Source organism: Agromyces mediolanus, from assembly GCF_014648575.1.
GTDB lineage: Bacteria > Actinomycetota > Actinomycetes > Actinomycetales > Microbacteriaceae > Agromyces > Agromyces mediolanus.
Window position 1 is genome coordinate 1679187 of sequence record NZ_BMRJ01000001.1, and the last position, 21133, is coordinate 1700319.

At 72.0% G+C, this 21133-nt stretch carries 21 protein-coding genes; 16 read left to right on the forward strand and 5 right to left on the reverse strand.

Annotated features, from left to right (window positions below; all coding sequences use genetic code 11):
- Positions 1-28: 28 nt before the first annotated feature.
- From ilvC to IEY71_RS07990, 7 genes are all read left to right on the forward strand, one after another.
- On the forward strand, positions 29-1057 hold the full coding sequence (ilvC, locus tag IEY71_RS07960) for a ketol-acid reductoisomerase (RefSeq protein ID WP_189084690.1): 1029 nt from the start codon (positions 29-31) through the stop codon (positions 1055-1057).
- A gap of 201 nt (positions 1058-1258) precedes the next feature.
- The gene (locus tag IEY71_RS07965) at positions 1259-2527 is read left to right on the forward strand and encodes an alpha-L-fucosidase (RefSeq protein ID WP_189084691.1); all 1269 of its coding nucleotides are present in this window, start codon (positions 1259-1261) and stop codon (positions 2525-2527) included.
- Between the two features lie 174 nt (positions 2528-2701).
- Entirely contained in the window at positions 2702-3952 is a 1251-nt protein-coding gene (locus tag IEY71_RS07970) for an ABC transporter substrate-binding protein (protein WP_189084692.1), read from the forward strand.
- Positions 3953-3968: 16 nt separating this feature from the next.
- Positions 3969-4880 carry a carbohydrate ABC transporter permease gene (locus tag IEY71_RS07975; protein ID WP_189084693.1) on the forward strand — a complete coding sequence of 304 codons (912 nt, stop codon included), beginning with the start codon at positions 3969-3971 and terminating at the stop codon, positions 4878-4880.
- Positions 4870-5799 carry a carbohydrate ABC transporter permease gene (locus IEY71_RS07980; protein ID WP_189084694.1) on the forward strand — a complete coding sequence of 310 codons (930 nt, stop codon included), beginning with the start codon at positions 4870-4872 and terminating at the stop codon, positions 5797-5799. The genes IEY71_RS07975 and IEY71_RS07980 overlap by 11 nt, the downstream gene beginning before the upstream one ends.
- 70 nt (positions 5800-5869) lie before the next feature.
- Complete coding sequence (locus tag IEY71_RS07985) at positions 5870-6841, forward strand: ROK family protein (protein WP_189084695.1); 972 nt, start codon at positions 5870-5872, stop codon at positions 6839-6841.
- An 11-nt stretch (positions 6842-6852) separates the two neighbouring features.
- Positions 6853-8205, forward strand: a complete 1353-nt coding sequence (locus IEY71_RS07990) for an alpha-L-fucosidase (RefSeq protein ID WP_189084696.1) — start codon at positions 6853-6855, stop codon at positions 8203-8205.
- Position 8206: 1 nt separating this feature from the next.
- Here IEY71_RS07990 and IEY71_RS07995 read toward each other — a convergent pair whose 3' ends face one another.
- Genes IEY71_RS07995 through IEY71_RS08005 form a run of 3 tightly spaced genes read right to left on the reverse strand, consistent with a single transcriptional unit; the run spans position 8207 to position 10527 of the window.
- Positions 8207-8881, reverse strand: a complete 675-nt coding sequence (locus IEY71_RS07995) for a FadR/GntR family transcriptional regulator (RefSeq protein ID WP_189084697.1) — start codon at positions 8879-8881, stop codon at positions 8207-8209.
- Positions 8882-8890: 9 nt separating this feature from the next.
- Positions 8891-9676 carry an SDR family NAD(P)-dependent oxidoreductase gene (locus IEY71_RS08000; protein ID WP_189084698.1) on the reverse strand — a complete coding sequence of 262 codons (786 nt, stop codon included), beginning with the start codon at positions 9674-9676 and terminating at the stop codon, positions 8891-8893.
- The gene (locus tag IEY71_RS08005) at positions 9673-10527 is read right to left on the reverse strand and encodes a fumarylacetoacetate hydrolase family protein (protein ID WP_189084699.1); all 855 of its coding nucleotides are present in this window, start codon (positions 10525-10527) and stop codon (positions 9673-9675) included. The genes IEY71_RS08000 and IEY71_RS08005 overlap by 4 nt, the downstream gene beginning before the upstream one ends.
- Positions 10528-10659: 132 nt before the next feature.
- On the opposite strand from IEY71_RS08005, the gene IEY71_RS08010 reads away from it, so the two are divergent.
- From IEY71_RS08010 to IEY71_RS08025, 4 genes are read left to right on the forward strand one after another with little or no spacing between them, the layout of a single operon-like run.
- Positions 10660-11961: an enolase C-terminal domain-like protein gene (locus IEY71_RS08010; RefSeq protein ID WP_189084700.1), complete on the forward strand. Its 1302-nt coding sequence runs from the start codon at positions 10660-10662 to the stop codon at positions 11959-11961.
- Positions 11958-12926, forward strand: a complete 969-nt coding sequence (locus tag IEY71_RS08015) for an aldo/keto reductase (protein WP_189084701.1) — start codon at positions 11958-11960, stop codon at positions 12924-12926. The genes IEY71_RS08010 and IEY71_RS08015 overlap by 4 nt, the downstream gene beginning before the upstream one ends.
- On the forward strand, positions 12923-13786 hold the full coding sequence (locus tag IEY71_RS08020) for an amidohydrolase family protein (protein ID WP_189084702.1): 864 nt from the start codon (positions 12923-12925) through the stop codon (positions 13784-13786). The genes IEY71_RS08015 and IEY71_RS08020 overlap by 4 nt, the downstream gene beginning before the upstream one ends.
- A gap of 24 nt (positions 13787-13810) precedes the next feature.
- Positions 13811-14251, forward strand: coding sequence for an RbsD/FucU family protein (locus IEY71_RS08025; RefSeq protein ID WP_189084703.1), 441 nt, complete (start codon positions 13811-13813; stop codon positions 14249-14251).
- 6 nt (positions 14252-14257) lie between these two features.
- On the opposite strand, the gene IEY71_RS08030 is transcribed toward IEY71_RS08025, so the two are convergent.
- Complete coding sequence (locus tag IEY71_RS08030) at positions 14258-15136, reverse strand: hypothetical protein (RefSeq protein ID WP_189084704.1); 879 nt, start codon at positions 15134-15136, stop codon at positions 14258-14260.
- Positions 15137-15265: 129 nt separating this feature from the next.
- Here IEY71_RS08030 and IEY71_RS08035 point away from each other — a divergent pair, with 129 nt between their 5' ends.
- The 4 genes from IEY71_RS08035 to serA all read left to right on the forward strand — a co-directional run bounded on the left by IEY71_RS08035 (position 15266) and on the right by serA (position 18705).
- Positions 15266-16033: a copper homeostasis protein CutC gene (locus IEY71_RS08035; RefSeq protein ID WP_189084705.1), complete on the forward strand. Its 768-nt coding sequence runs from the start codon at positions 15266-15268 to the stop codon at positions 16031-16033.
- A gap of 10 nt (positions 16034-16043) precedes the next feature.
- Positions 16044-16547 (forward strand): DNA polymerase III subunit gamma/tau, encoded by a 504-nt coding sequence (locus tag IEY71_RS08040; RefSeq protein ID WP_189084706.1) that lies wholly within the window; start codon positions 16044-16046, stop codon positions 16545-16547.
- A gap of 1 nt (position 16548) precedes the next feature.
- Positions 16549-16971: a hypothetical protein gene (locus IEY71_RS08045; RefSeq protein WP_189084707.1), complete on the forward strand. Its 423-nt coding sequence runs from the start codon at positions 16549-16551 to the stop codon at positions 16969-16971.
- A gap of 144 nt (positions 16972-17115) precedes the next feature.
- Positions 17116-18705 (forward strand): phosphoglycerate dehydrogenase, encoded by a 1590-nt coding sequence (serA, locus tag IEY71_RS08050; protein ID WP_189084708.1) that lies wholly within the window; start codon positions 17116-17118, stop codon positions 18703-18705.
- Positions 18706-18828: 123 nt separating this feature from the next.
- On the opposite strand, the gene IEY71_RS08055 is transcribed toward serA, so the two are convergent.
- Positions 18829-19389 (reverse strand): TetR/AcrR family transcriptional regulator, encoded by a 561-nt coding sequence (locus IEY71_RS08055; protein WP_189084709.1) that lies wholly within the window; start codon positions 19387-19389, stop codon positions 18829-18831.
- 76 nt (positions 19390-19465) lie between these two features.
- Between IEY71_RS08055 and IEY71_RS08060 the strand changes: the two genes are divergently transcribed.
- Positions 19466-21085 carry an MFS transporter gene (locus IEY71_RS08060; protein ID WP_229781580.1) on the forward strand — a complete coding sequence of 540 codons (1620 nt, stop codon included), beginning with the start codon at positions 19466-19468 and terminating at the stop codon, positions 21083-21085.
- Positions 21086-21133 lie beyond the last annotated feature (48 nt).

Consider the following 21133-nt stretch of genomic DNA (forward strand, 5'->3'; position numbering starts at 1 on the left):
GGACCGGATCAAAGGAAAAGGAACAGCAATGGCTGAGATGTACTACGACCAGGACGCCGATCTCTCGATCGTCCAGGGCAAGAAGGTCGCCGTCATCGGCTACGGCTCGCAGGGGCACGCGCACGCGCAGAACCTCCGCGACTCGGGCGTCGAGGTCGTCATCGGCCTGAAGGACGGCTCGAAGTCGATCGCCAAGGCGCAGGAGGCGGGCTTCGAGGTGAAGAACGTCGCCGACGCCGCCGCGTGGGCCGACGTCATCGTCATCCTCGCGCCGGACCAGTACCAGCGTCACATCTACGCCGAGTCGGTGAAGGACAACCTGAAGGAGGGCGACGCGCTCGTCTTCGGCCACGGCTTCAACATCCGCTTCGGCTACATCGAGGCGCCCGAGGGCGTCGACGTCATCCTCGTCGCCCCGAAGGCCCCGGGCCACACCGTGCGTCGCGAGTTCGTCGCCGGCCGCGGCATCCCGGACATCATCGCGGTCGAGCAGGACGCGACCGGCACCGCCTGGGACCTCGCGAAGTCGTACGCCAAGGCGATCGGCGGCACCCGCGCCGGCGTCATCAAGACGACCTTCACCGAGGAGACCGAGACCGACCTGTTCGGCGAGCAGGCCGTGCTCTGCGGCGGCACCTCGCAGCTCGTGCAGTACGGCTTCGAGACCCTCGTCGAGGCCGGCTACCAGCCGGAGATCGCCTACTTCGAGGTGCTCCACGAGCTGAAGCTCATCGTCGACCTCATGTGGGAGGGCGGCATCGCCAAGCAGCGCTGGTCGGTCTCCGACACGGCCGAGTACGGCGACTACGTCTCGGGCCCGCGCGTCATCGACCCCTCGGTCAAGGAGCGCATGAAGGAGGTCCTCGGCGACATCCAGAGCGGCGCCTTCGCCGAGCGCTTCATCGCCGACCAGGACAACGGCCAGAAGGAGTTCCTCGAGCTTCGCGCCAAGGGCGAGCAGCACCCGATCGAGACCACCGGGCGCGAGCTGCGCAAGCTCTTCGCCTGGAACTCCTCGGACGACGACGACTACGTCGACGGCGAGGTCGCGCGCTGATCAGGCGCTGAGCCTCGCGGGAGCGTCGCTCCCACGACCATGAACGGCCCGTCCCGGTTCTCCGGGGCGGGCCGTTCCGCGTCGTCGGGAGCGCCCGCCGGCAGGGCGCGGGAGAGCGACGGAACCGGCGGAACGGCTCCATCTCGAAACATCCGATGTTCCGTGACAGGATGGACGGCGATCGCGGATCGGAAGGACGAGATGACCCCGGATTGGTTCACCGAGGCCCGCTTCGGCCTCTTCGTGCACTTCGGCGCGTACAGCGTCGCGGCCCGGCACGAGTGGGTGCAGAACTACGAGCGGCTGAGCGACGAGGAGTACCGGGAGTACGTCGAGTTCTTCGACCCCGACCGCTTCGACGCGCGCGAACTCGCGCGCACGGCGAAGGCGGCAGGCGCCGGCTACGTCGTGCTCACGACGAAGCACCACGACGGCTTCGCGCTCTGGGACTCGCAGCTCAGCGACTTCACCTCGATGCGCAGCTGCGGTCGCGACCTCGTGCGCGAGACGGTCGACGCGCTCCGCGAGGTCGGCCTCCGGGTCGGCCTCTACTACTCGCTCATCGACTGGCACCACCCCGACTTCACGGTCGATTGGAACCATCCGCGCCGGGACGACGCGGTGGGCGCCGCCCTCAACGAGGGCCGGGACATGGCCCGCTACCGGGCGTTCCTGCACGGCCAGGTGGAGGAGCTCCTCACCGGCTACGGCCCGATCGACTCCCTGTTCTTCGACTTCACCTACCCCGAGACCAAGCAGGGCTGGGCGGGCAAGCGCGCCGAGGACTGGGATGCCGAGCGGCTGCTCGCCCGCTGCCGCGAACTGCAGCCGCAGATGCTCGTGAACGACCGGCTCGGCATCGAGGGTGACTTCGTGACGCCCGAGCAGTACCAGCCGACGAGCCCCATCGTGCGCGACGGCCGGCCGGTGCGCTGGGAGGCCTGCCAGACGACGAACGGGTCCTGGGGCTATCACCGCGACAACGAGGACTACAAGAGCACGCCGCTGCTGCTGCGCATGCTCGTCGACTCGGTCTCGATGGGCGGCAACATGCTGCTGAACATCGGACCGGACGGCCGGGGCGCGATCCCGCCGCGCGACCGCGAGATCCTCGACGGCATCGGGGAGTGGATGGCGCTGCACGGCCGCGCCGTCGTCGGCGCGGGTCACGCCGGCTTCACCCCGCCGCGGGAGGGCGTGTACACGCGACGCGGCGACCGCCTCTACCTGCACCTGTTCACCTGGCCGCTCGGCTTCGTGCACCTGCCCGGGCTCGCCGGGCGCGTGCGGCACGCACGGTTGCTGCACGACGGCTCGTGGCTCAGGCGGAGCGTCACCGACCCCGGCCAGGAGGCGCTGCTCACGCAGCCGGCGGGGCAGGCCGACGGCACGCTGACGATCTCGCTGCCGGTGCGGCGGCCCGATGTCGCGATCCCGGTGATCGAGCTCGTGCTCGACGAGACGGACTGAGCGAGGCAGCCGGACCTGAGTGAGGCATCCGATGTTTCAGCATTCAAACATCGGATGAAAGTTGGCAAATCTTCGATTCGGATGACATGATTGTGCTCGCACCGCCGGTGAACCGGAGCTTTGAGCGAGGAAACACCGGATGAATACTGTTCACTGCCTAGGAGGCGACATTCAATGAAGAAGATCCACGTCGGCGCGGTCGCGGCCGCCGCCGCCGCGGCCCTCGTCATGACGGGCTGCAGCACCGGCGGGGGCGACGCGTCGTCCGACACCGTCGTCATCGACATGTGGGCCGGCAGCCAGTCCGACACGGACGCGCTGAACGCCCAGCTCGAGATCGCGCGCAAGCAGAACCCCGACCTCAAGATCGAACTGCGCACGGCACCGTGGGGCGACTTCTTCACGAAGCTCACCACGAACATGGCCTCCGGCAACATGGCCTGCGTGACCGGGATGAACTCGGGCATGCTGTCGAGCTACACGGACGGCTTCCGGGAGCTGAGCGACGCCGACCTCGAGGCGGCGGGCATCGACCTCGCCGACTTCTCGGCCGGCGCCGACGAGATCCTCAGCAACAAGGGCACCATGTACGGCGTCCCCTTCGACATCGCGACGATGCTCGTCTACTACAACGCCGACCTGCTCGACGCCGCGGGCGTCGCGCACCCCGAGGCCGGCTGGAGCTTCGACGACTTCGAGGCCACCGCCAAGGCGGCCACGAAGGACGGCAAGTACGGCTTCGCCGTGGGCATGGGCGACTTCCAGTGGCAGGCGCTGCCGATCGCGAAGGCCGGCCAGCAGCCCGTCGAGCAGGACGGCACCCTCGCCCTCACCGACCCGGCCTTCGTCGACGCGGCGAGCTGGTACTCGGGCCTCGTCACCGAGCAGAAGGTCGCGGCGCCCGTCGCGAGCGCCTCGGACACCGGCTGGGGCGAGAACCAGTACACCGGCCAGAACGCCGCCATGGCGGTCGACGGCACCTGGAACGCGGTCAGCTACCTGAACAACGACGCCGGCTTCACCGCGGGCATGACGACGCTCCCGAGCGGTGAGAACGGCTCGCTCGGCCTCATCCTCGGTTCGGGCTTCGGCATCGCGAAGAGCTGCAAGAACCCGGACGCCGCGCTCAAGGTGCTCGGCTCCATGCTCAGCCCCGAGGCGCAGGACTACATCGCCTCGTCCGGCCGCAGCTACCCGGCGCGCACCGCCTCGCAGCCGCTCTACTTCGAGTCGATCGACGAGCAGTTCCGCCCGCAGGTCGAGGAGGTCTTCACCAAGGCCTTCGAGCAGGTGCAGGGCCAGTACGTCAGCGACAACTGGTCGAAGGTCGGCACCTACATCCAGCCGCAGCTCGTGAGCGTCTACAACGGTCAGGAGACCATGGAGAACGTGCTCGAGAGCGCGCAGCAGCAGTTCGGCGAATAACAGGAACCCCCACGAGATGTCGACCACCACGTACACGCCTCGCAGGGGGACGCTCGCCAGGACCGAGTCCCGTCAGGCGCTGGGCTTCGTCAGCCCGGCCCTGGCGGGCCTCGCCCTGTTCACGATCGTCCCCGTCGTCCTGTCCATCGTGATGGGCTTCTTCAACTGGCCCACCTTCGGTGACAAGGAGTTCGTGGGGTTCGACAACTACGTCCGCCTGTTCACGCAGAGCCCGGACTTCTGGCCCGCGCTGCGCAACACCTTCGTGTTCGCGCTGCTCTACGTGCCGATCAGCGTCATCCTCTCGCTCCTGCTCGCGCTCTCGCTGAGCTCCCGCATCCGCGGGCGCGGCGCACTGCGGGTGCTGTTCTTCATCCCCGTCGTGACCCCGATGGTCGCGAACGTGCTCGTCTGGAAGATGCTGCTGCAGCCGCAGGGCCTCTTCAACGGGCTCGCGCAGAGCTGGTTCGGGGTGCAGCTGCCGAACTTCCTCGCCGACCCGCAGTGGGCGATGATCATGGTCGTCGTGATGAGCGTCTGGCAGGGCCTCGGCTACAACATGCTGATCTTCTCGGCGGCGCTCGAGCAGCTGCCCGAGTCGGTCGTCGAGGCGGCCCGCATCGACGGGGCGAAGGGCTTCCGGATGATCTGGAGCGTCATGCTGCCGATGATCTCGCCCTCGATCTTCTTCGCGAGCATCATGACGATGATCACCTCGCTGCAGGTCTTCGCCCAGCCGCAGCTGCTCACCGGCGGCGGCCCCGGCAACGCGACCCAGCCGCTCGTGCAGTTCATCTACAACCAGGGCTTCAAGTTCCAGGAGCTCGGCCTGGCCGCGGCGGCCGCGTGGATCCTCTTCGCCATCATCATCGTCCTGACCGCGCTGCAGTTCCGCGCGCAGAAGAAGTGGGTGCACTATGAGCACTGAGCTGATCTCCCCGGTGACCGCCATCGCCGACGCCGAGCACGACGCCGCTCCCGTCGAGCCCGCCGAGCGCCGCGGGCGCGCCCCGCTCACCACCGGCGGACGCATCCGCCTCGTGTTCGCCCACCTGGGCGTCTACCTCGCCGCCCTGATCTTCGTCTCGCCGCTCGTCTACGCCTTCTTCTCGGCGCTGAAGCCGAACTCGGAGATGTTCTCCATGCCGCCGACGCTCGTCGGCTCCGAGCTGCGTTGGTCGAACTTCGCCGACGTGTTCGCGTACGGCCCGTTCCTCACCTACATCGGCAACTCCTTCTTCGTCGCGATCGCGGGCACCCTCGTCGTGCTCACCGTCTCGACGATGGCGGGCTACGCCTTCGGGCGGCTGCGCTGGAAGGGCCGCGACCTCGTCTTCGTGCTCTTTCTCGGCACCCTGATGGTGCCGCAGGAGGTGCTCGTCATCCCGATGTTCCAGGTCATGCAGTGGCTCGGCTGGGTCGACAGCTACCCGGCCCTGATCTTCCCGTTCGCGTTCACCGCGTTCGGCACCTTCCTCATGCGGCAGTTCTTCCGCGGCATCCCCTTCGAGCTCGAGGAGGCCGCCCGCGTCGACGGCGCCGGCCCCATCCGCTCGTTCCTGCAGATCATCCTGCCGCTCGCGAAGTCCGCGGTCGCCGTGCTCGCGGTCTTCACCTTCCTGTCGTTCTGGAACAGCTACCTCTGGCCCCTCATCGTCACGGTCGACTACGCCTCGCACGGCACGCTGCCGATCGGTCTCGCCTCGTTCTCGGGACTGCAGGGCACCCGCTGGGACCTGCAGATGGCCGCGGCGATCATCTCGATGGTGCCGACCACCGTGCTCGTCATCGCCCTCCAGAAGCACCTGGTCAAGGGCATCGCGATGGCGGGGCTCGGCGGCCGCTGAGCCGCGGCCCCGTCCTCCGGCCTCCGCACCGCCTCCGCCGACCGACCCTCAGACGCAGACGGGACACCCCATGCCTCGCACCCCGCTCGCCGCCGGCATCGACATCGGCGGCACGAAGATCTCCGCGGTCATCACCGACGACGACGGCCGTCGCCTCGCCTTCGACCACGTGCCGGCGCCCGCCGCGGCGGGCGGGCCGGCGATGGCAGATGCCGCGGCGGCCCTCGTGCGCCGGCTCGAAGCCGAGGCCGGCGCCGCCGTCGGGATCGCCGGAGTCGGCGCCGCGGGCGTCATCGACCAGCGCAGCGGCACCGTCGTCGCCGCGTCCGCGACCTTCGCCGAGTGGGCCGGCTTCGCGCTGGGCGCGGCCCTGGCCGACCGGCTCGGCGTGCCCGTCGCGGTCGACAACGACGTGAACGCCTTCCTCGTGGGGGAGCTGCGCTGGGGTGCGGCCCGCGGCCAGGCCGACGTGCTCGGCATCATGCTCGGCACCGGGGTCGGCGGGGCGATCGCGCTCGACGGCCGGCTGTTCGCCGGGCACCGCGGCGCGGCCGGCGAGATCGGGCACACGCCGGGCTACGGCGAGCTCGTCTGCACCTGCGGCCGCGTCGGGCACCTCGAGACCCTCGCCTCCGGCCGTTCGATCGAGGCGCGCTACGCGGAGCGCACGGGCGCCGCGGCGCCGATCGTCCGGGGGAGCGAGATCGCGGACCGCGCGCGTGCGGGCGAGCCCGAGGCCCTCGCCGTCTTCGACGCCGCCGGGCGCGCGGTCGGCCTCGCCGCCTCCTCGGCCGCCAGCATGTTCGACCTCTCCTTCGTCGTCATCGGCGGCGGGGTGCGTGCCGCCTGGGACGTGCTCGAGCCCGCCATCCGCGCCGGCATCGACGGCAACCCGCCGGTCTCCGGCTTCCCGCTCGAGGTGCGCCCCGCCGAACTCGGCGCCGACGGCGTCGTGCTCGGCGCCGCCGCCCTCGCCTACTCCGACGCGCCGCACACGATGCCCGCCGGCGCATCCGTCCCGACCGCCCTCGCCGCCCACTGAGAGGACCGACCATGCTGAACTTCGAGACCCGCACCGGCCCCGACTTCGGGGCGCTCGCGCCCACGTACCCGGCGAACACGGTGCCCGAGTGGTACCGCGACGCCAAGCTCGGCTTCTTCGTGCACTGGGGCCTCTACTCGGTGCCCGCCTGGGGCACCGCCCACGGGCCGGGGGGCGTGCCGACCGAGGACGCCTACGCGCACCACCAGTACGCCGAGTGGTACGGCAACACCGTGCGCATCGCCGGCAGCCCCACCTGGCAGCGCCACCAGGACGTCTACGGCACCGGCACGAGCTACGAGGACCTCGCCGATCTCTGGGACGCGAGCGCCTTCGACCCGGACGCCTTCGTCGGCTCCCTCGTCGACGCGGGCGCCCGCTACGTCGTGCCGACGACGAAGCACCACGAGGGCTTCTGCCTCTGGGACACGGCGACGACGCCGTTCAACTCCGCCCGGCGCGGTCCGAAGCGCGACCTCATCGCCGAGTTCCACGACGCCACGCGCGCCGCCGGTGCCCGCTTCGGCGTGTACTTCTCGGGCGCGCTCGACTGGCACGTGAGCGACTTCCCGCCGATCGAGTCCGACACCGACCTCTTCCGGTACCGGCGGAACGACGAGCGCTTCTCGCGCTACGCCGCGGCCCAGCTCGAGGAACTCGTCGAGCGCTTCGGCCCCGACGTGCTCTGGAACGACATCGAGTGGCCCGACGGCGGCAAGGGGCGCGAGGACTACGGCGTCGCCGCGCTGCTCGCGCGCTACTTCGCCCGGGTGCCCGACGGCGTCGTGAACGACCGCTGGGGCGTGCCGTACCACGGCTTCCTCACCCGCGAGTACACGCACGTCGAGCACGCGCTGCCGACGCCGTGGGAGTCCACCCGCGGGCTCGGCTTCTCCTTCGGGTACAACCAGGCCGAGGGGCCGGAGCACTCGCTCTCCGGCGAGGCGCTCGTGCGGCTGCTCGTCGACGTCGTCGCGAAGAACGGCAACCTGCTGATCAACGTCGGTCCGCGCGCCGACGGCTCGATCCCGGAGCTCCAGGCCGCGGCGATGGCCGAGATGGGCGCGTGGCTCCGGCTGAACGGCGAGGGCGTCTACGGAACCCGCCCATGGCTGCGCGCGGCCTCGGAGCACGGCACCCCGCTGCGGTACACGAGCGGCCCGAGCGGCGCCTTCGTGCACGCGCTCGATCCCGCGGCGGGCGAGTTCGCCCTGCCGGCCGAGCTGGCCGCCGCGGTCGCCGGGGCGCACTGGCTGGGCGACGGCGGCGCCGTCGAGTCCGCCGTGCGCGACGGCCGCACCTGGGTCGCGGTGCCCGAGGCGCTGCGCGCTGCGCCGATCGCCGTGCTCGCGGTGCCGGCCTGAGTCAGAGCGCCGCGGAGCGGAGCCACTGCTCGACGCCGGAGACGTGCACCGTCGTCAGCGCCTGGGCGAGCTCCGCGTCGCCGGCCTCGATCGCCTCGAGGATCGCGTGGTGCTCGTGCAGCGTGCGGTCGACCGCGTTCTCCTGCGTGATGCCGCGCCAGATCCGCGCGCGGATCGTGTGACTCGAGAGCGAGTCGATGAGGCTCGCCAGGTAGCCGTTGCCGCCCGCCTGGGCGATGCCGGAATGGAAGTGGAGATCGTGCTCGACCAGTTGCTCGACGTTCGCCTGCCGGTCGACGGCGTCGACCGCCTCGCGCAGCAGCTGGATGGCGTCGGCGTCGGCGTTGCGGGCGGCGAGGGCCGAGGCGGCCGGCTCGAGGATGCGGCGCACCGCGAGGATCTCGAGCACCGACTGGTCGTCGTGCAGGTCGACGACGAAGGACATCGCCTCGAGCAGCAGCGAGGGCTCGAGGCTCGTGACGTAGGTGCCGTCGCCGCGCCGCACGTCGAGCACCCGGATGACCTCGAGCGCCTTGACCGCCTCGCGCAGCGAGGAACGCGAGAGGCCGAGCTGCTCGCTGAGCTCCTTCTCGGGCGGGAGGCGGTCACCGGGGGCCAGCTGGCCCCCGGTGATCATCTCCTTGATACGGAGGATCGCTTCATCGGTGACGGCCATGGGGCGATGTTAGCGTGCGCCGGCGGGTCGGAGCCGCAGGGCCTGCATGCCGCCGTCGACGGCGAGCGAGACGCCCGTCGTGGAGCCCGCGCGCGGGCTCAGCAGGTACGCCACGGCATCCGCGACCTCGGCCGCGGAGACGAGCCGGCCGTGCGGCTGGCGGGCCTCGAGCGCGGCGCGCTCCGCAGCAGGATCCTCTGCGGAGTCCAGCAGGCGACCGACCCACGGGGTGTCCGCGGTGCCGGGGTTCACGGCGTTCACGCGGATGCCTTCGCGCAGGTGGTCCGCCGCCATCGCCAGGGTGAGCGAGAGCACGGCGCCCTTGCTCGCGCTGTAGAGGGCGCGCTGCGGGAGGCCCGCGGTCGCGGCGATGGACGAGGTGTTCACGATGGCCGCAGCGGGGGAGCGGCGCAGGTACGGCAGCGCGGCACGGCTCGTCCGGGCGATGCCGACGACGTTGATGTCGAGCACGCGGTGCCACTCGGCGTCCTCGTTCGCGGCGACGTCGCCCTGGGCGCCGATGCCGGCGTTGTTCACGAGCAGGTCGAGCCGACCGAAGTGCTCGGCGACCTCGGCGACGCCCGCGCGCACACTGTCGTCGTCGGCGACGTCGACGGCGACCGCGAGGTCGGCGTGCTCGGCGCCATCGGGGCGCAGATCGAACACCGCGACCTTGGCGCCGTCGGCGCGCAGGCGCTCGGCGATGGCCGCGCCGATGCCGCTGGCGCCGCCGGTGACGACGGCGACGAGCCCCTCGAGCGGAGCGGTCGATGAGACGACGGGTGCAGGAGTCATCGTGCGGCCTCCACGTAGTGCTGGCGCTGACGGCCGAGGCCGTCGATCTCGAGCTCGACGACGTCGCCGGCGCCGAGGTAGGGGAAGCGGCCGGAGAGCGCGACGCCCTCCGGGGTGCCGGTGAGGATGAGGTCGCCGGGCTCGAGCACGAGGAACTGGCTGAGCTCGTGCACGATCCGGTCGATGCCGAAGATGAGGTCGGCGGTGCGCGAGTCCTGTCGCGGTTCGCCGTTCACCCAGCTGCGCAGCCGCACGTCGTCGGCGTCGATCTCGTCGCCGGTCACGAGCCACGGGCCGGTGGGGCAGAAGCCGGGACCGCTCTTGCCCTTCGACCACTGGCCGCCGGACACGGCGAGCTGCCAGTCGCGCTCGGACAGGTCGTTGGCGAGCACGAAGCCGGCGATGTGCGCCCGCGCGTCGGCGGGGGAGTCGAGGTACGAGGTGCGCCGGCCGATCACGATGCCGAGCTCGACCTCCCAGTCCGTCTTCGTGCTGCCGCGCGGGATCTGCACCTCGTCGTCCGGTCCGATGATCGTGTTCGGCGCCTTCATGAAGAGCACGAGGTGCTCGGGCGGCAGCGAGCCGGACTCCGCCGCGTGCGCCGCGTAGTTCATGCCGACGCAGTACACGGCGGACGGCCGGGCGATCGGCGCGCCGACCCGCAGGGCGGCGGCGTCGGCGAGCTCGGGGAGTTCGCCGGCGGCCACGGCGGCCCGCGCGCGCTCCACGCCGTCCGCGGCGAGGAAGGCCCCGTCGAGCTCGGCGGTCAGCGGGCGCAGGTCGAGGTGGCGCCCCTCGTCGACGACGACGGGGATCTCGGCTCCTGGGGCTCCGAGGCGGGCGAATCTCATCGGGGTCCTTTCGACGGAAGGTCAGCTCTCTCGACCGCGAAATCCGGGCCGGTTCCGGCATTCTCGCACAATTCGCTCCGCTTGACGCGCTAAACATCGGATGTCTATGCTCAGAGCGCCAGAAAGGACGCCATGACCACGATCGCCGACGTCGTCACCCGCGACATCCGCTTCCCGACCTCTCGCACGCTCGACGGGTCCGACGCCATGAACCCCGACCCCGACTACTCGGCCGCGTACCTCGCGATCCGCACCGACGCCGGCGACGGGCTCGAGGGCCACGCCTTCGTGTTCACGATCGGGCGCGGCAACGACGTGCAGGTCGCGGCGATCGACACGCTCCGCGAGCACCTCGTCGGCCGCGACGTCGAGGAGCTGCTCGGCGACATGGGGGCCGCCTCGCGGGTGCTCATGACCGACTCGCAGCTGCGTTGGCTCGGGCCCGAGAAGGGCGTCATGCACATGGCGATCGGCGCGGTCGTCAACGCGCTCTGGGACCTGCGGGCCAAGCGCGCGGGCGAGCCGCTCTGGCTGCACCTCGCCCGGCTCTCGCCCGAGGAGCTCGTCTCCCTCGTCGACTTCCGCTACCTGAGCGACGCGCTCACGCCCGCCGAGGCGCTCGCGATCCTCCGCGCCGCCGAGCCCGGCCGCGAGGAGCGCATCGCGACGCTGCTCGAGCTCGGCTACCCGGCGTACACGACGAGCCCCGGCTGGCTCGGCTACTCCGACGAGAAGCTCGAGCGCCTCTGCCGCGAGGCCGTCGCCGACGGCTTCCCGCAGATCAAGCTCAAGGTCGGCGCGGACCTCGACGACGACCGCCGCCGCCTCGCGATCGCCCGCCGCGCCGTCGGTCCCGGCTACCCGATCGCGATCGACGCGAACCAGCGCTGGGACGTCGCCGACGCCATCGCCTGGGTGCGCGCCCTCGCCGAGTACGAGCTCGCCTGGGTGGAGGAGCCCACGAGCCCCGACGACGTGCTCGGCCACGCCGCGATCGCCAGCGGCATCGCGCCCGTGCGCGTTGCGACGGGCGAGCACGTGCAGAACCGCATCGTGTTCAAGCAGCTGCTGCAGGCGCGCGGCATGGACATCATGCAGATCGACGCCGCCCGCGTCGGCGGGGTGAACGAGAACCTCGCGAACCTGCTGCTCGCGGCGAAGTTCGGCGTACCGGTCTGCCCGCACGCCGGCGGCGTCGGGCTCTGCGAGGCCGTGCAGCACCTCTCGATGTTCGACTTCGTCGCGGTGTCGGGCACGATGGAAGGGCGCATGATCGAGTACGTCGACCACCTCCACGAGCACTTCGTCACCCCCGTCGTCATCGAGCGGGGGCGCTACCTCGCGCCCACAGCCGCCGGTGCGGGCACCGAGATGCTCGCCGCCTCGATCGAGACCCACACCTGGCGCGGCGCGCACGCCGAGGCCACCGCATGAGCCGCGCCCCCGCGCTCGCCGCCCGCATGGGCCGGCTCGGCTACGGCGCCGCCTCGATCGGCAACCTCTATCGCGAGGTGAGCGACGAGGCGGCCGAGGCCGCGCTCGAATCGGCGTGGGCCGGGGGCATCCGGTACTTCGACACCGCGCCGCACTACGGGCTCGGGCTCTCGGAACGACGCCTCGGCGCCTTCCTCGGGCGGATGCCTCGCGGCGACTACGTGCTCTCCACGAAGGTCGGCCGCGTGCTGGAGCCGAATCCCGACTTCGCCGGCGGCGACGACCGGGCCAACGAGTTCGCCGTGCCCGACCGCACGGTGCGTCGCTTCGATCCCAGCGAGGCTGGCGTGCGGCGCAGCATCGAGGACTCGCTCGAACGCCTCGGCGTCGACCGCATCGACCTCGCCTACCTGCACGACCCCGACGTCTACGACCTCGACCGGGGGCTCGCCGAGGGGCTGCCCGCCCTGCAGCGGCTCCGCGACGAGGGGCTCGTCGACGCGATCGGCATCGGCACGAACGACGCGGCGGCCGCGACCCGCGCCGTGCGCGAGGGCGAGCTCGACGTCGTCATGATCGCCGGCCGCTACACGCTGCTCGAGCAGCCCGCGCTCGCCGAGCTGCTGCCCACCTGCGCGGAGCGGGGCGTCGCGGTGGTCGCCGCCGCGGCCTATAACTCGGGGCTGCTCGCCACCGACGAGCCCTCCGCCGCCGCCCACTACAACTACGCGCCGCCGCCCGCGGCGATCCTCGAGCGGGCGCAGCGGCTCGCCGCGGCCTGCCGGGCCGCGGGCGTGCGGCTCCCGGTCGCCGCACTGCACTTCCCGCTCCAGCACCCGGCGGTGCAGGCCGTGGTGGTCGGCTCCGCCCGCGCCGCCGAGGTGCAGGAGAACCTCGCTCGATTCGACACCCCCGTGCCTGAGGGGTTCTGGGCCGAGCTGCGGGAGGCCGGACTCATCCCGTGACCGTCATCGACGCCCACCTGCATCTCTGGGACCTCGACGCCGTCGAGATCCCGTGGCTCACGCCGTCCCTCGGCGCGCTGCACCGCAGCTTCGGCGCCGAGGAGGCCGCGGCGGAGCTGCGCGGGGCGGGCGTCGACGCGGCCGTGCTCGTGCAGGCGGCGGACTCGCTCGCCGAGACCCGGTGGATGCTCCGCACCGCCGACGCACACCCGTGGATCGCCGGCGTCGTCGGCTGGGTGCCACTCGACGACGAGGCCGCCGCGCGGACCGCGCTCGACGGGGAGCTCGCGGGGGAGAGCCGGCTGCGCGGCATCCGCCACCTCGTGCACGACGACCCGCGGGACGAGTTCTTCGCGCTGCCCGCCGTGCGCGCCTCCCTGGTCGAGCTCGCCCGCCGCGGGCTCGTGCTCGACGTGCCCGACGCCTGGCCGCGCCACCTCGGCACGGCGACCGCCGCCGCCCGCGCGACCCCCGAGCTGACCGTCGTCATCGACCACCTCGGCAAACCGCCACTCGGGCGGGCGGGCCTCGACGCCTGGCGCACCGCCCTCGCGGAGTCCGCCGCGCTGCCGAACACCGTCGCGAAGTTCTCCGGCCTCCACTTGCCGGGGACGGTGCTCGACGTGGCGCTCGCCTCCGGGCTGCTGGAGCTCGCGCTCGAGCTCTTCGGCGCCGACCGCGTCATGTACGGCGGGGACTGGCCAATGTCGGTGCCGCACGGCGGCTACGCCGCCACGTACGCCGCGATGCGCGCGGCCGTCGACCGGTTGAGCCCCGACGAGGCGGCCGCCGTCCTCGGCGGCACGGCCACCCGGGTGTACGGTCTGGGCGACGTCGCGTCCCTGCGCACCGCGAGCTGATCGCGCCCCACGAGAGGACCCCTCATGCTGCACGGCATCCACCCGCTGCTCACCGGCGAACTGCTCGCCGCCCTCGACAGGCTGGGCCACGGCGACGAGCTCGTCGTCGCCGACGCGAACTTCCCCGCGTACTCCGTGGGGGCGCCCGTCGTCGAGGCGGCGGGCATCGCCTCGCCCGAGCTGGTCGCGGCGATCCGCACCGTACTGCCGGTGGACGCCTACGAGGGGCCGGCGGTGCTGCTGATGACCTCCGAGGACCCGGAGCCGCCCGCGGTGCAGCGCGAACTCGTGACGGCCGCCGCGGCGGCGCCCGGCCGCGTCGACTCGCTCGAGCGCTTCGCGTTCTACGAGCGCGCCGCGCGGGCCCGCCTCGTCGTGCGCAGCGGGGAGCTGCGCGCGTACGGCAACCTCATCCTGCGCAAGGGCGTCGTGCGCGCCGCCGGGCCGATGGCACCGGCCGAGTGACGAGCGCTAGTTCGCCGCCGGCGTCTCGGCCGGCTCCTCCTCGGCGGGCGTCTGGGCCGGCGCGTCGCTCGCCGGGGCATCCGTGCCGGCCTTGACGGCCTCGACCTCCGCCTCGGAGTAGCCGCAGTAGTTCACGGCCTCGCTCTCCCAGCGCTTGGTGAGCCGGTCCTTGCCCGCGGCGTGCGCCTCGGCGACCGTGCCCTCGTAGATCTGGTTGTCCTGCGACTCCTTGTTCACGTCGGGCACGTCGGCGCAGACGTGGAACACCGAGCCGGACTTCGTCCAGTAGACGAGGTCCTCGCCCGTGAGCTGGGCGACGAGGTTCGACTCCTCGGTGTACTGCTCGACCGACGGGGGGTTGTAGTCGACGCCGAGCGCGACGGCGCCGCCGCCGATGACGATCGCGATGATGCCCGCGATCGCCTTCTGCTTGCCGTCCATGTCCTTGTTCGTGAAGATCAGCACGATCAGCGGCAGGAAGGCGATGACCGCGATGATCGCGCCGAGCTGGTTCTGCACGAAGAAGCGGACCGTGTCCTGCTTCGACGCCGGGTCGAGGCGGTTCGCCTTCTTCCACAGCACCGAGCCGGTGATGGCGAGGGCGCCGATGACGACGGTCAGCCCGATCAGCAGCCAGAGGTTGACCGGGGTCTGCCGGAGCACCCAGAAGATCGCGACGGCCTCGCCCGCGATCGCGAGCAGCCACAGCACACCCGCGATGATGCGGAAGCGGGTGGCCTGCTGCTTCGCCTCGGGCGTCGGCGTCCACCCGGGGGCCGGCTCGGTGGCGTCGCCGGACCCGCCCGCGGCGCTCGTGCGTCCGGAGGCGCCCTTCGACGCCGCCGTCTCGACGCGGACGACCTTCTTCTTCCGCTGCTCAGCCACGCGATTTCCCTCCAGGCGCTCGGATGTCGCGATGAGCCTATTGGACGAGCGGGGCGTGCGAGTAGCCCCCGTGGCACGCGCCGCAACGCCGGTCGAATCGGCATCCCGGCCGTTCGGTACCCTGGCCCGATGAGCCAGGAGCCCCGTCGCCCGCTTCCCGTCGAGATCGCCGTGCAGGATGCGGCCGGCGCCAGGACCGCCCTCGACGGCGGCGCCGCCCGCGTCGAGCTGTGCCTCGCGCTCGGCCTCGGCGGGCTGACCCCGTCAGCTGGGCTGATCGAGGCGAGCGCCGAGCTCGCCGCCGAGCGGGGGGTCGCCGGCTTCACGCACGCGCTCATCCGCCCGCGCGGCGGCGGCTTCGTCTACGACGCCGAGGAGCGCCGGGAGATCGTGCGCGACATCCGCCTGGCCGTGCGGCTCGGCGCCGACGGCGTGGTCGTCGGTGCGCTCGACGAGACGGGCCGGCTCGATCTCGACGCGATCGCCGAGTTCCGGGATGCCGCGGGCGACGCCGACGTCACCGTCCACCGCGCGGTGGACGCCGCCGCCGACCAGCTCGCCGCCGTCGCCGCGCTCGCGGAGCTCGGCGTGCGCCGCGTGCTGACCTCGGGCGGGGGCGCCGACTGCCGCGCCGGCCTGCCGACGCTCGAGCGGATGGTCAGTGCCGTCGAGGGGCGGCTCGAGATCATGGCGGGCGGCGGGGTTCGGATCGAGGACATCCCGGCGCTCGCCGCCGCCGGGGTGGACGCCGTGCACCTCTCGGCCCGCGGCCGCGCCCTCCGCGGCGGGGCGAGCGGTCCCGGGGGCGGGGTCGACGGCTTCGACGAGACCGATGCGGCGCTCGTCGCAGCCGCCGTGGCGGCGGCCGGCTGGGCTGCGACGGACGCCACCGCCTAGGCTGGGAGCCATGGCCCACCCCGATTCCGACGACGAGGCCCTCAGCTGGGCGGGTGACGACGACGCGACGCTCGCCCCGGGCTGGAAGCGCGTCGGCACGCCGACGCCGGCGAGCGGCGAGCGCGCATCGGATGCTCCCTCAGCCGCCGCGCCGGACGCACCCGCGGGCGACGCCGCGACGGCCGTCGACCAGGCGTCCGACGACCGGCCCGTCGAGGAGGACCGCACCGGGCAGACCGGCTCGGTCGAGCTCGTCGTGCTCGGCATCCTCGGCGGGGTCTACCTGCTCTACGCCGTGGGCTGGCTGATCGTCGCGACGACCCCGGCCCCCGAGCTCGCCGACCCGGTGGCGACCTTCATGTACGGCCTCGGCCGCTGGTTCGCGGTGCTCGCGCCGGCGCTCTGGTTCGGCGTCACGATGTGGCTCTGCGCCGAGCGGCATCGCGCCCGGCTGCTCTGGCTCGTCGCCGGGGCCATCCTGCTCGTCCCGATCCCGTTCCTGCTGCGAGGCTGACATGACCGACGCATCCGCTCCCGCCGAGCAGCCGGAGACCTCGAGCGAGCCCCGCACCGACGTCGCGGGCGCCGACGCAGCCGAGGCATCCGCCCGTCCGGCCACGCCGCTCTGGCTCGCCGTCGTCATCGCCGCCGTCACGGGCCTCTTCTACGCCTACGACGTGTGGGAGGCGGTCGGCAACCTCGTCGGCCTGAACCTCTACGCCGACAGCCTCGGCGTCGGGCTCACCGCCTACGGCGTCGTCGTGCTGATCATCGGCGTCGTGCTGCCGTTCCTGGTCTATGCCATCGCCTTCTGGGTCGGCCGGCGACGCGGACCGCTCGGCCAGCTCGCCCTGTTCGTCGTCGGCTACGCGCTCGTGCAGGTGCTGAGCGCCGACGTCGCCGTGCTGTTCGGGCTCAACGGCCTCGACCTGGGCTGAGACCGGCCGCCGGCCCGGCGTCACAGAACGAGACGCTTCGTCACACTCCAGTAGCATTGGCGCAAGGCGCCCCCACGGCGTGTGGCGCATGCACCCCCACCGCAACCCGCGCTTCGCTGCGCGCATGCCCCGAAGGAACCGTTCGTGTCAAAGCCGGTCGTGCTGATCGCCGAAGAACTCTCGCCCGCCACCGTCGACGCCCTCGGGCCCGACTTCGACGTCCGCAACGTCGACGGCACCGACCGGGCGGCGCTGCTGTCCGCGCTCGCCGACGCCGATGCGATCCTCATCCGCTCGGCCACCCAGGTCGACGCCGAGGCGATCGCCGCAGCCAAGAAGCTGAAGGTCGTGGCCCGCGCGGGCGTCGGCCTCGACAACGTCGATGTCAAGGCGGCGACCACCGCGGGCGTCATGGTCGTCAACGCGCCGACCTCGAACATCATCTCGGCGGCCGAGCTCACCATCGGCCACATCCTGAGCCTCGCCCGGCACATCCCCGCCGGCCACGTCTCGCTCTCGGCGGGGGAGTGGAAGCGCTCGGCCTACACCGGCACCGAGCTCTACGAGAAGACCGTCGGCATCATCGGCCTCGGCCGCATCGGCGCGCTCATCACCGCCCGCCTGCAGGCCTTCGGCATGGAGGTCATCGCCTACGACCCGTACATCACGGCCGCCCGGGCGCAGCAGCTCGGCGTGCAGACCGTCTCGCTCGACGAGCTGCTCGAGCGCAGCGACTTCGTGACGATCCACATGCCGCGCACGCCCGAGACGCTCGGCATGATCGGCACCGAGCAGCTGCAGAAGATGAAGAAGACCGCGTACGTCGTGAACGTCGCGCGCGGCGGCCTCATCGACGAGGCGGCGCTGCACGACGCGCTCGTCTCGGGCGAGATCGCCGGCGCCGCGCTCGACGTCTTCGTGCAGGAGCCGCCGAAGGAGTCGCCGCTGCTCGGCCTGCCGAACCTCATCGTCACGCCGCACCTCGGCGCCTCGACCGACGACGCCCAGGAGAAGGCGGGCATCTCGGTCGCCAAGTCGGTGCGGCTCGCCCTCGCCGGCGAGCTCGTGCCCGACGCGGTCAACGTCGCCGGCGGCGTCATCGACCCGTACGTGCGTCCCGGCATCCCGCTCGTCGAGAAGCTCGGCCAGCTGTTCTCGGGTCTCGCGCACGGCGCGCTCACGAGCCTCGACGTCGAGGTGCGCGGCGAGCTCGTCGACTACGACGTCAGCGTGCTGAAGCTCGCGGCGCTGAAGGGCGTGTTCACGAACGTCGTCTCGGAGAGCGTCTCCTACGTCAACGCCCCGCTCCTCGCCGAGCAGCGCGGCGTGCAGGTGCGCCTCATCACCGAGTCGGACAGCCCCGAGTACCGCAATGTCATCACGCTGCGCGGTGCGCTCGCCGACGGCACCCAGGTGTCGGTCTCGGGCACGCTGACCGGGCCGAAGCAGTCCGAGAAGCTCGTCGGCATCGACGGCTACGACCTCGAGGTGCCGATCGCGAAGCACCACATCGTCATGACGTACGCCGACCGCCCGGGCATCGTGGCGATCTACGGCCAGGAGTTCGGCGAGGCGGGCATCAACATCGCGGGCATGCAGATCGCGCGCCGCGAGGCCGGCGGCACCGCGCTCAGCGTGCTCACCGTGGACTCCCCGGTGCCGACCGAGGTGCTCGACCGCGTGCGCGAGGCGATCGACGCGCAGGTCTTCGTCGAGATCGACATCACCGAGTAGGCGTCCCCGCCGCACCGCATTCGACTTGCCCGACTTTCATGAAAGTCGGGCAAGTCGCCGTTTCGGGGATGGCGCGCGCCGGCGCTTGGCGGCGGTGGCATGCACAGCCGGGGGAGCGGCGGATCAGTCGCGCGCGGCGAGCCGCTCGAGCAGGGCGACGAGCTCGTCCATCTGCTTGGGCGTGAAGTCGCCCGTCGAAACCGGGCGATCGACCGCTTCGGCGCGGGTGGCCGCGTGGTAGTAGAGCCCGTCGCCGATGAGCGCGATGGCGATGGCGAGCGAGGGGTCGGCGACGTACTGGCCGAGCACGTCGAGCCAGCGCTGGCGCACCTCGTCGATGGCTCGCCCGGCCTCGCGGTCGCCGCCCTGGGCGAGCCGGACGACGGCGATGAAGCTGCGGTCGAGCGGGGTCTCGATCTGCACGGAGGAGCGCACGAAGTAGGAGATCGGCCCGTCGGGGGCCGTGTCGATGCGCTCGATGTCCTCTTCGATGAGGCGGTGGAGCCGCTCGATGAGCCCTTCGATGAGGGCCTGGCGGGTGCCGAAGTGGTAGAGCAGGCCGCCCTTGGAGACGCCGGCCTCGCGCGCGGTCGCCTCGATCGTGGCAGCGCGCTCGCCTTCGCTCGCGATCAGCTGCTCGAAGGCGTCGAGCACCGCCTCTCGGGCGGCTGGGGGACGGCTCATCGGCACAATCCTAGGTGCGAAGCAGGGCGCATATCTGTTACTATACCAGCCGGACGGTACAGAAACTGAGATGGAAATGAACGAGAACACCAGCACGTCGTCGACCGAACGCCTCGGCCACTCGACGGATCCGACGCCCCGAACGGCCGCCCGGCCGAACGCCGTCGGCGATCCCGCGAGCACGGGCCGTGCGCCCCGCCGCGCCTGGTTCGCGCTGGTGGTGCTGATGCTGCCCACCCTGCTCGTCTCCGTGGACAACACGGTGCTGAGCTTCGCGCTGCCAGAGATCTCGCGCGACCTCGCGCCGACCGCCGCCGAACAGCTCTGGATCATCGACGCCTACCCGCTCGTGCTCGCCGCGCTCCTCGTCGCCATGGGCAGCGCCGGCGACCGCTGGGGCCGGCGCCGCATGCTGATCATCGGTTCGATCGGCTTCGCCGTCGTGTCGGTGCTCGCGGCCTTCGCCCCCACGGCCGCCGCGCTCATCGCGGCCCGCGCCGCGCTCGGCTTCTTCGGCGCGATGCTGATGCCCTCGACGCTCTCGCTGCTGCGCTCGCTGTTCACCGACCGTGAGCAGCGCCGGCTCGCGATCGCGGTCTGGGCCTCCGGCTTCGCGGCCGGCAGCGCCCTCGGCCCGCTCGTCGGCGGCGTGCTGCTCGAGCACTTCCCGTGGGGCTCGGTCTTCCTGCTCGCGGTGCCGGTGCTCGTGCCGCTGCTCGTGCTCGTGCCCATCCTGATCACCGAGAGCCGCGACCCGGCGCCCGGCCGCATCGACGTGTGGAGCATCCTGCTCTCGCTCGCGACGATGGCCCCCATCGTCTACGGCATCAAGCACATCGCGACCGAGGGCGTCGACCTCGTCTCGATCGTGGCGATCGTCATCGGTCTCGTGGCCGGCTACGTCTTCGTGCGCCGCCAGCTCGCGAGCGCGACGCCGATGCTCGACGTGCGGCTGTTCACCACCGGGCCGTTCGGCGGCGCGGTGCTCGTGAACCTGCTGAGCGTCGTCTCGCTCGTCGGCTTCCTCTACTTCGTCTCGCAGCACCTGCAGATCATCGCGGGCCTGTCGCCGGTGAACGCCGGCCTCGCGCTGCTGCCCGGACTCGTCGTGATGATCATCGCCGGCCTCGTGGTCGTGCCGATCTCGCGCCGGGTCCGCGCCCGGGTGCTCGTGCCCGCTGCACTCACCCTGTCGGCCGGCGGGTACCTGGTGGTCGCCTTCGGCGCCTCCGAGGGCTCGATGTCGGCGGTCATCATCGCCTTCGTGATGCTCGGTATCGGTATCGGCATGGCCGAGACGGTGTCGAACGAGCTCATCCTGACGAGCGCGCCGCCGGCGAAGGCCGGTGCCGCCTCGGCGGTGTCCGAGACGGCCTACGAGCTCGGCGCGGTGCTCGGCACCGCGGTGCTCGGCAGCATCATCGCCGCACACTACGCGAGCTCGATGCTCGTGCCGTCCTCGCTCACGGCCGAGCAGGCGGATGCCGCCCGCGAGACGCTCGCCGGGGCGGCGGCGGTGGCGGCGGATCTGCCGGCGAGCCAGGCGCAGCAGCTCATGGATGCGGCGGCGGTCGCCTTCGACGGCGGCGTGCTCGTCACCTCGCTGATCGGCTTCGGCCTGATGCTCGTGGCGGCGACGATCGCGGCGCTCACGCTGCGCAACCCCGACCCGTCGCGGGAGCCCGCCGAGCACTGAGTCCGGCTGGCGCTGAGCTCGGCATCCCCGACAGGCGAACGGGCGGCG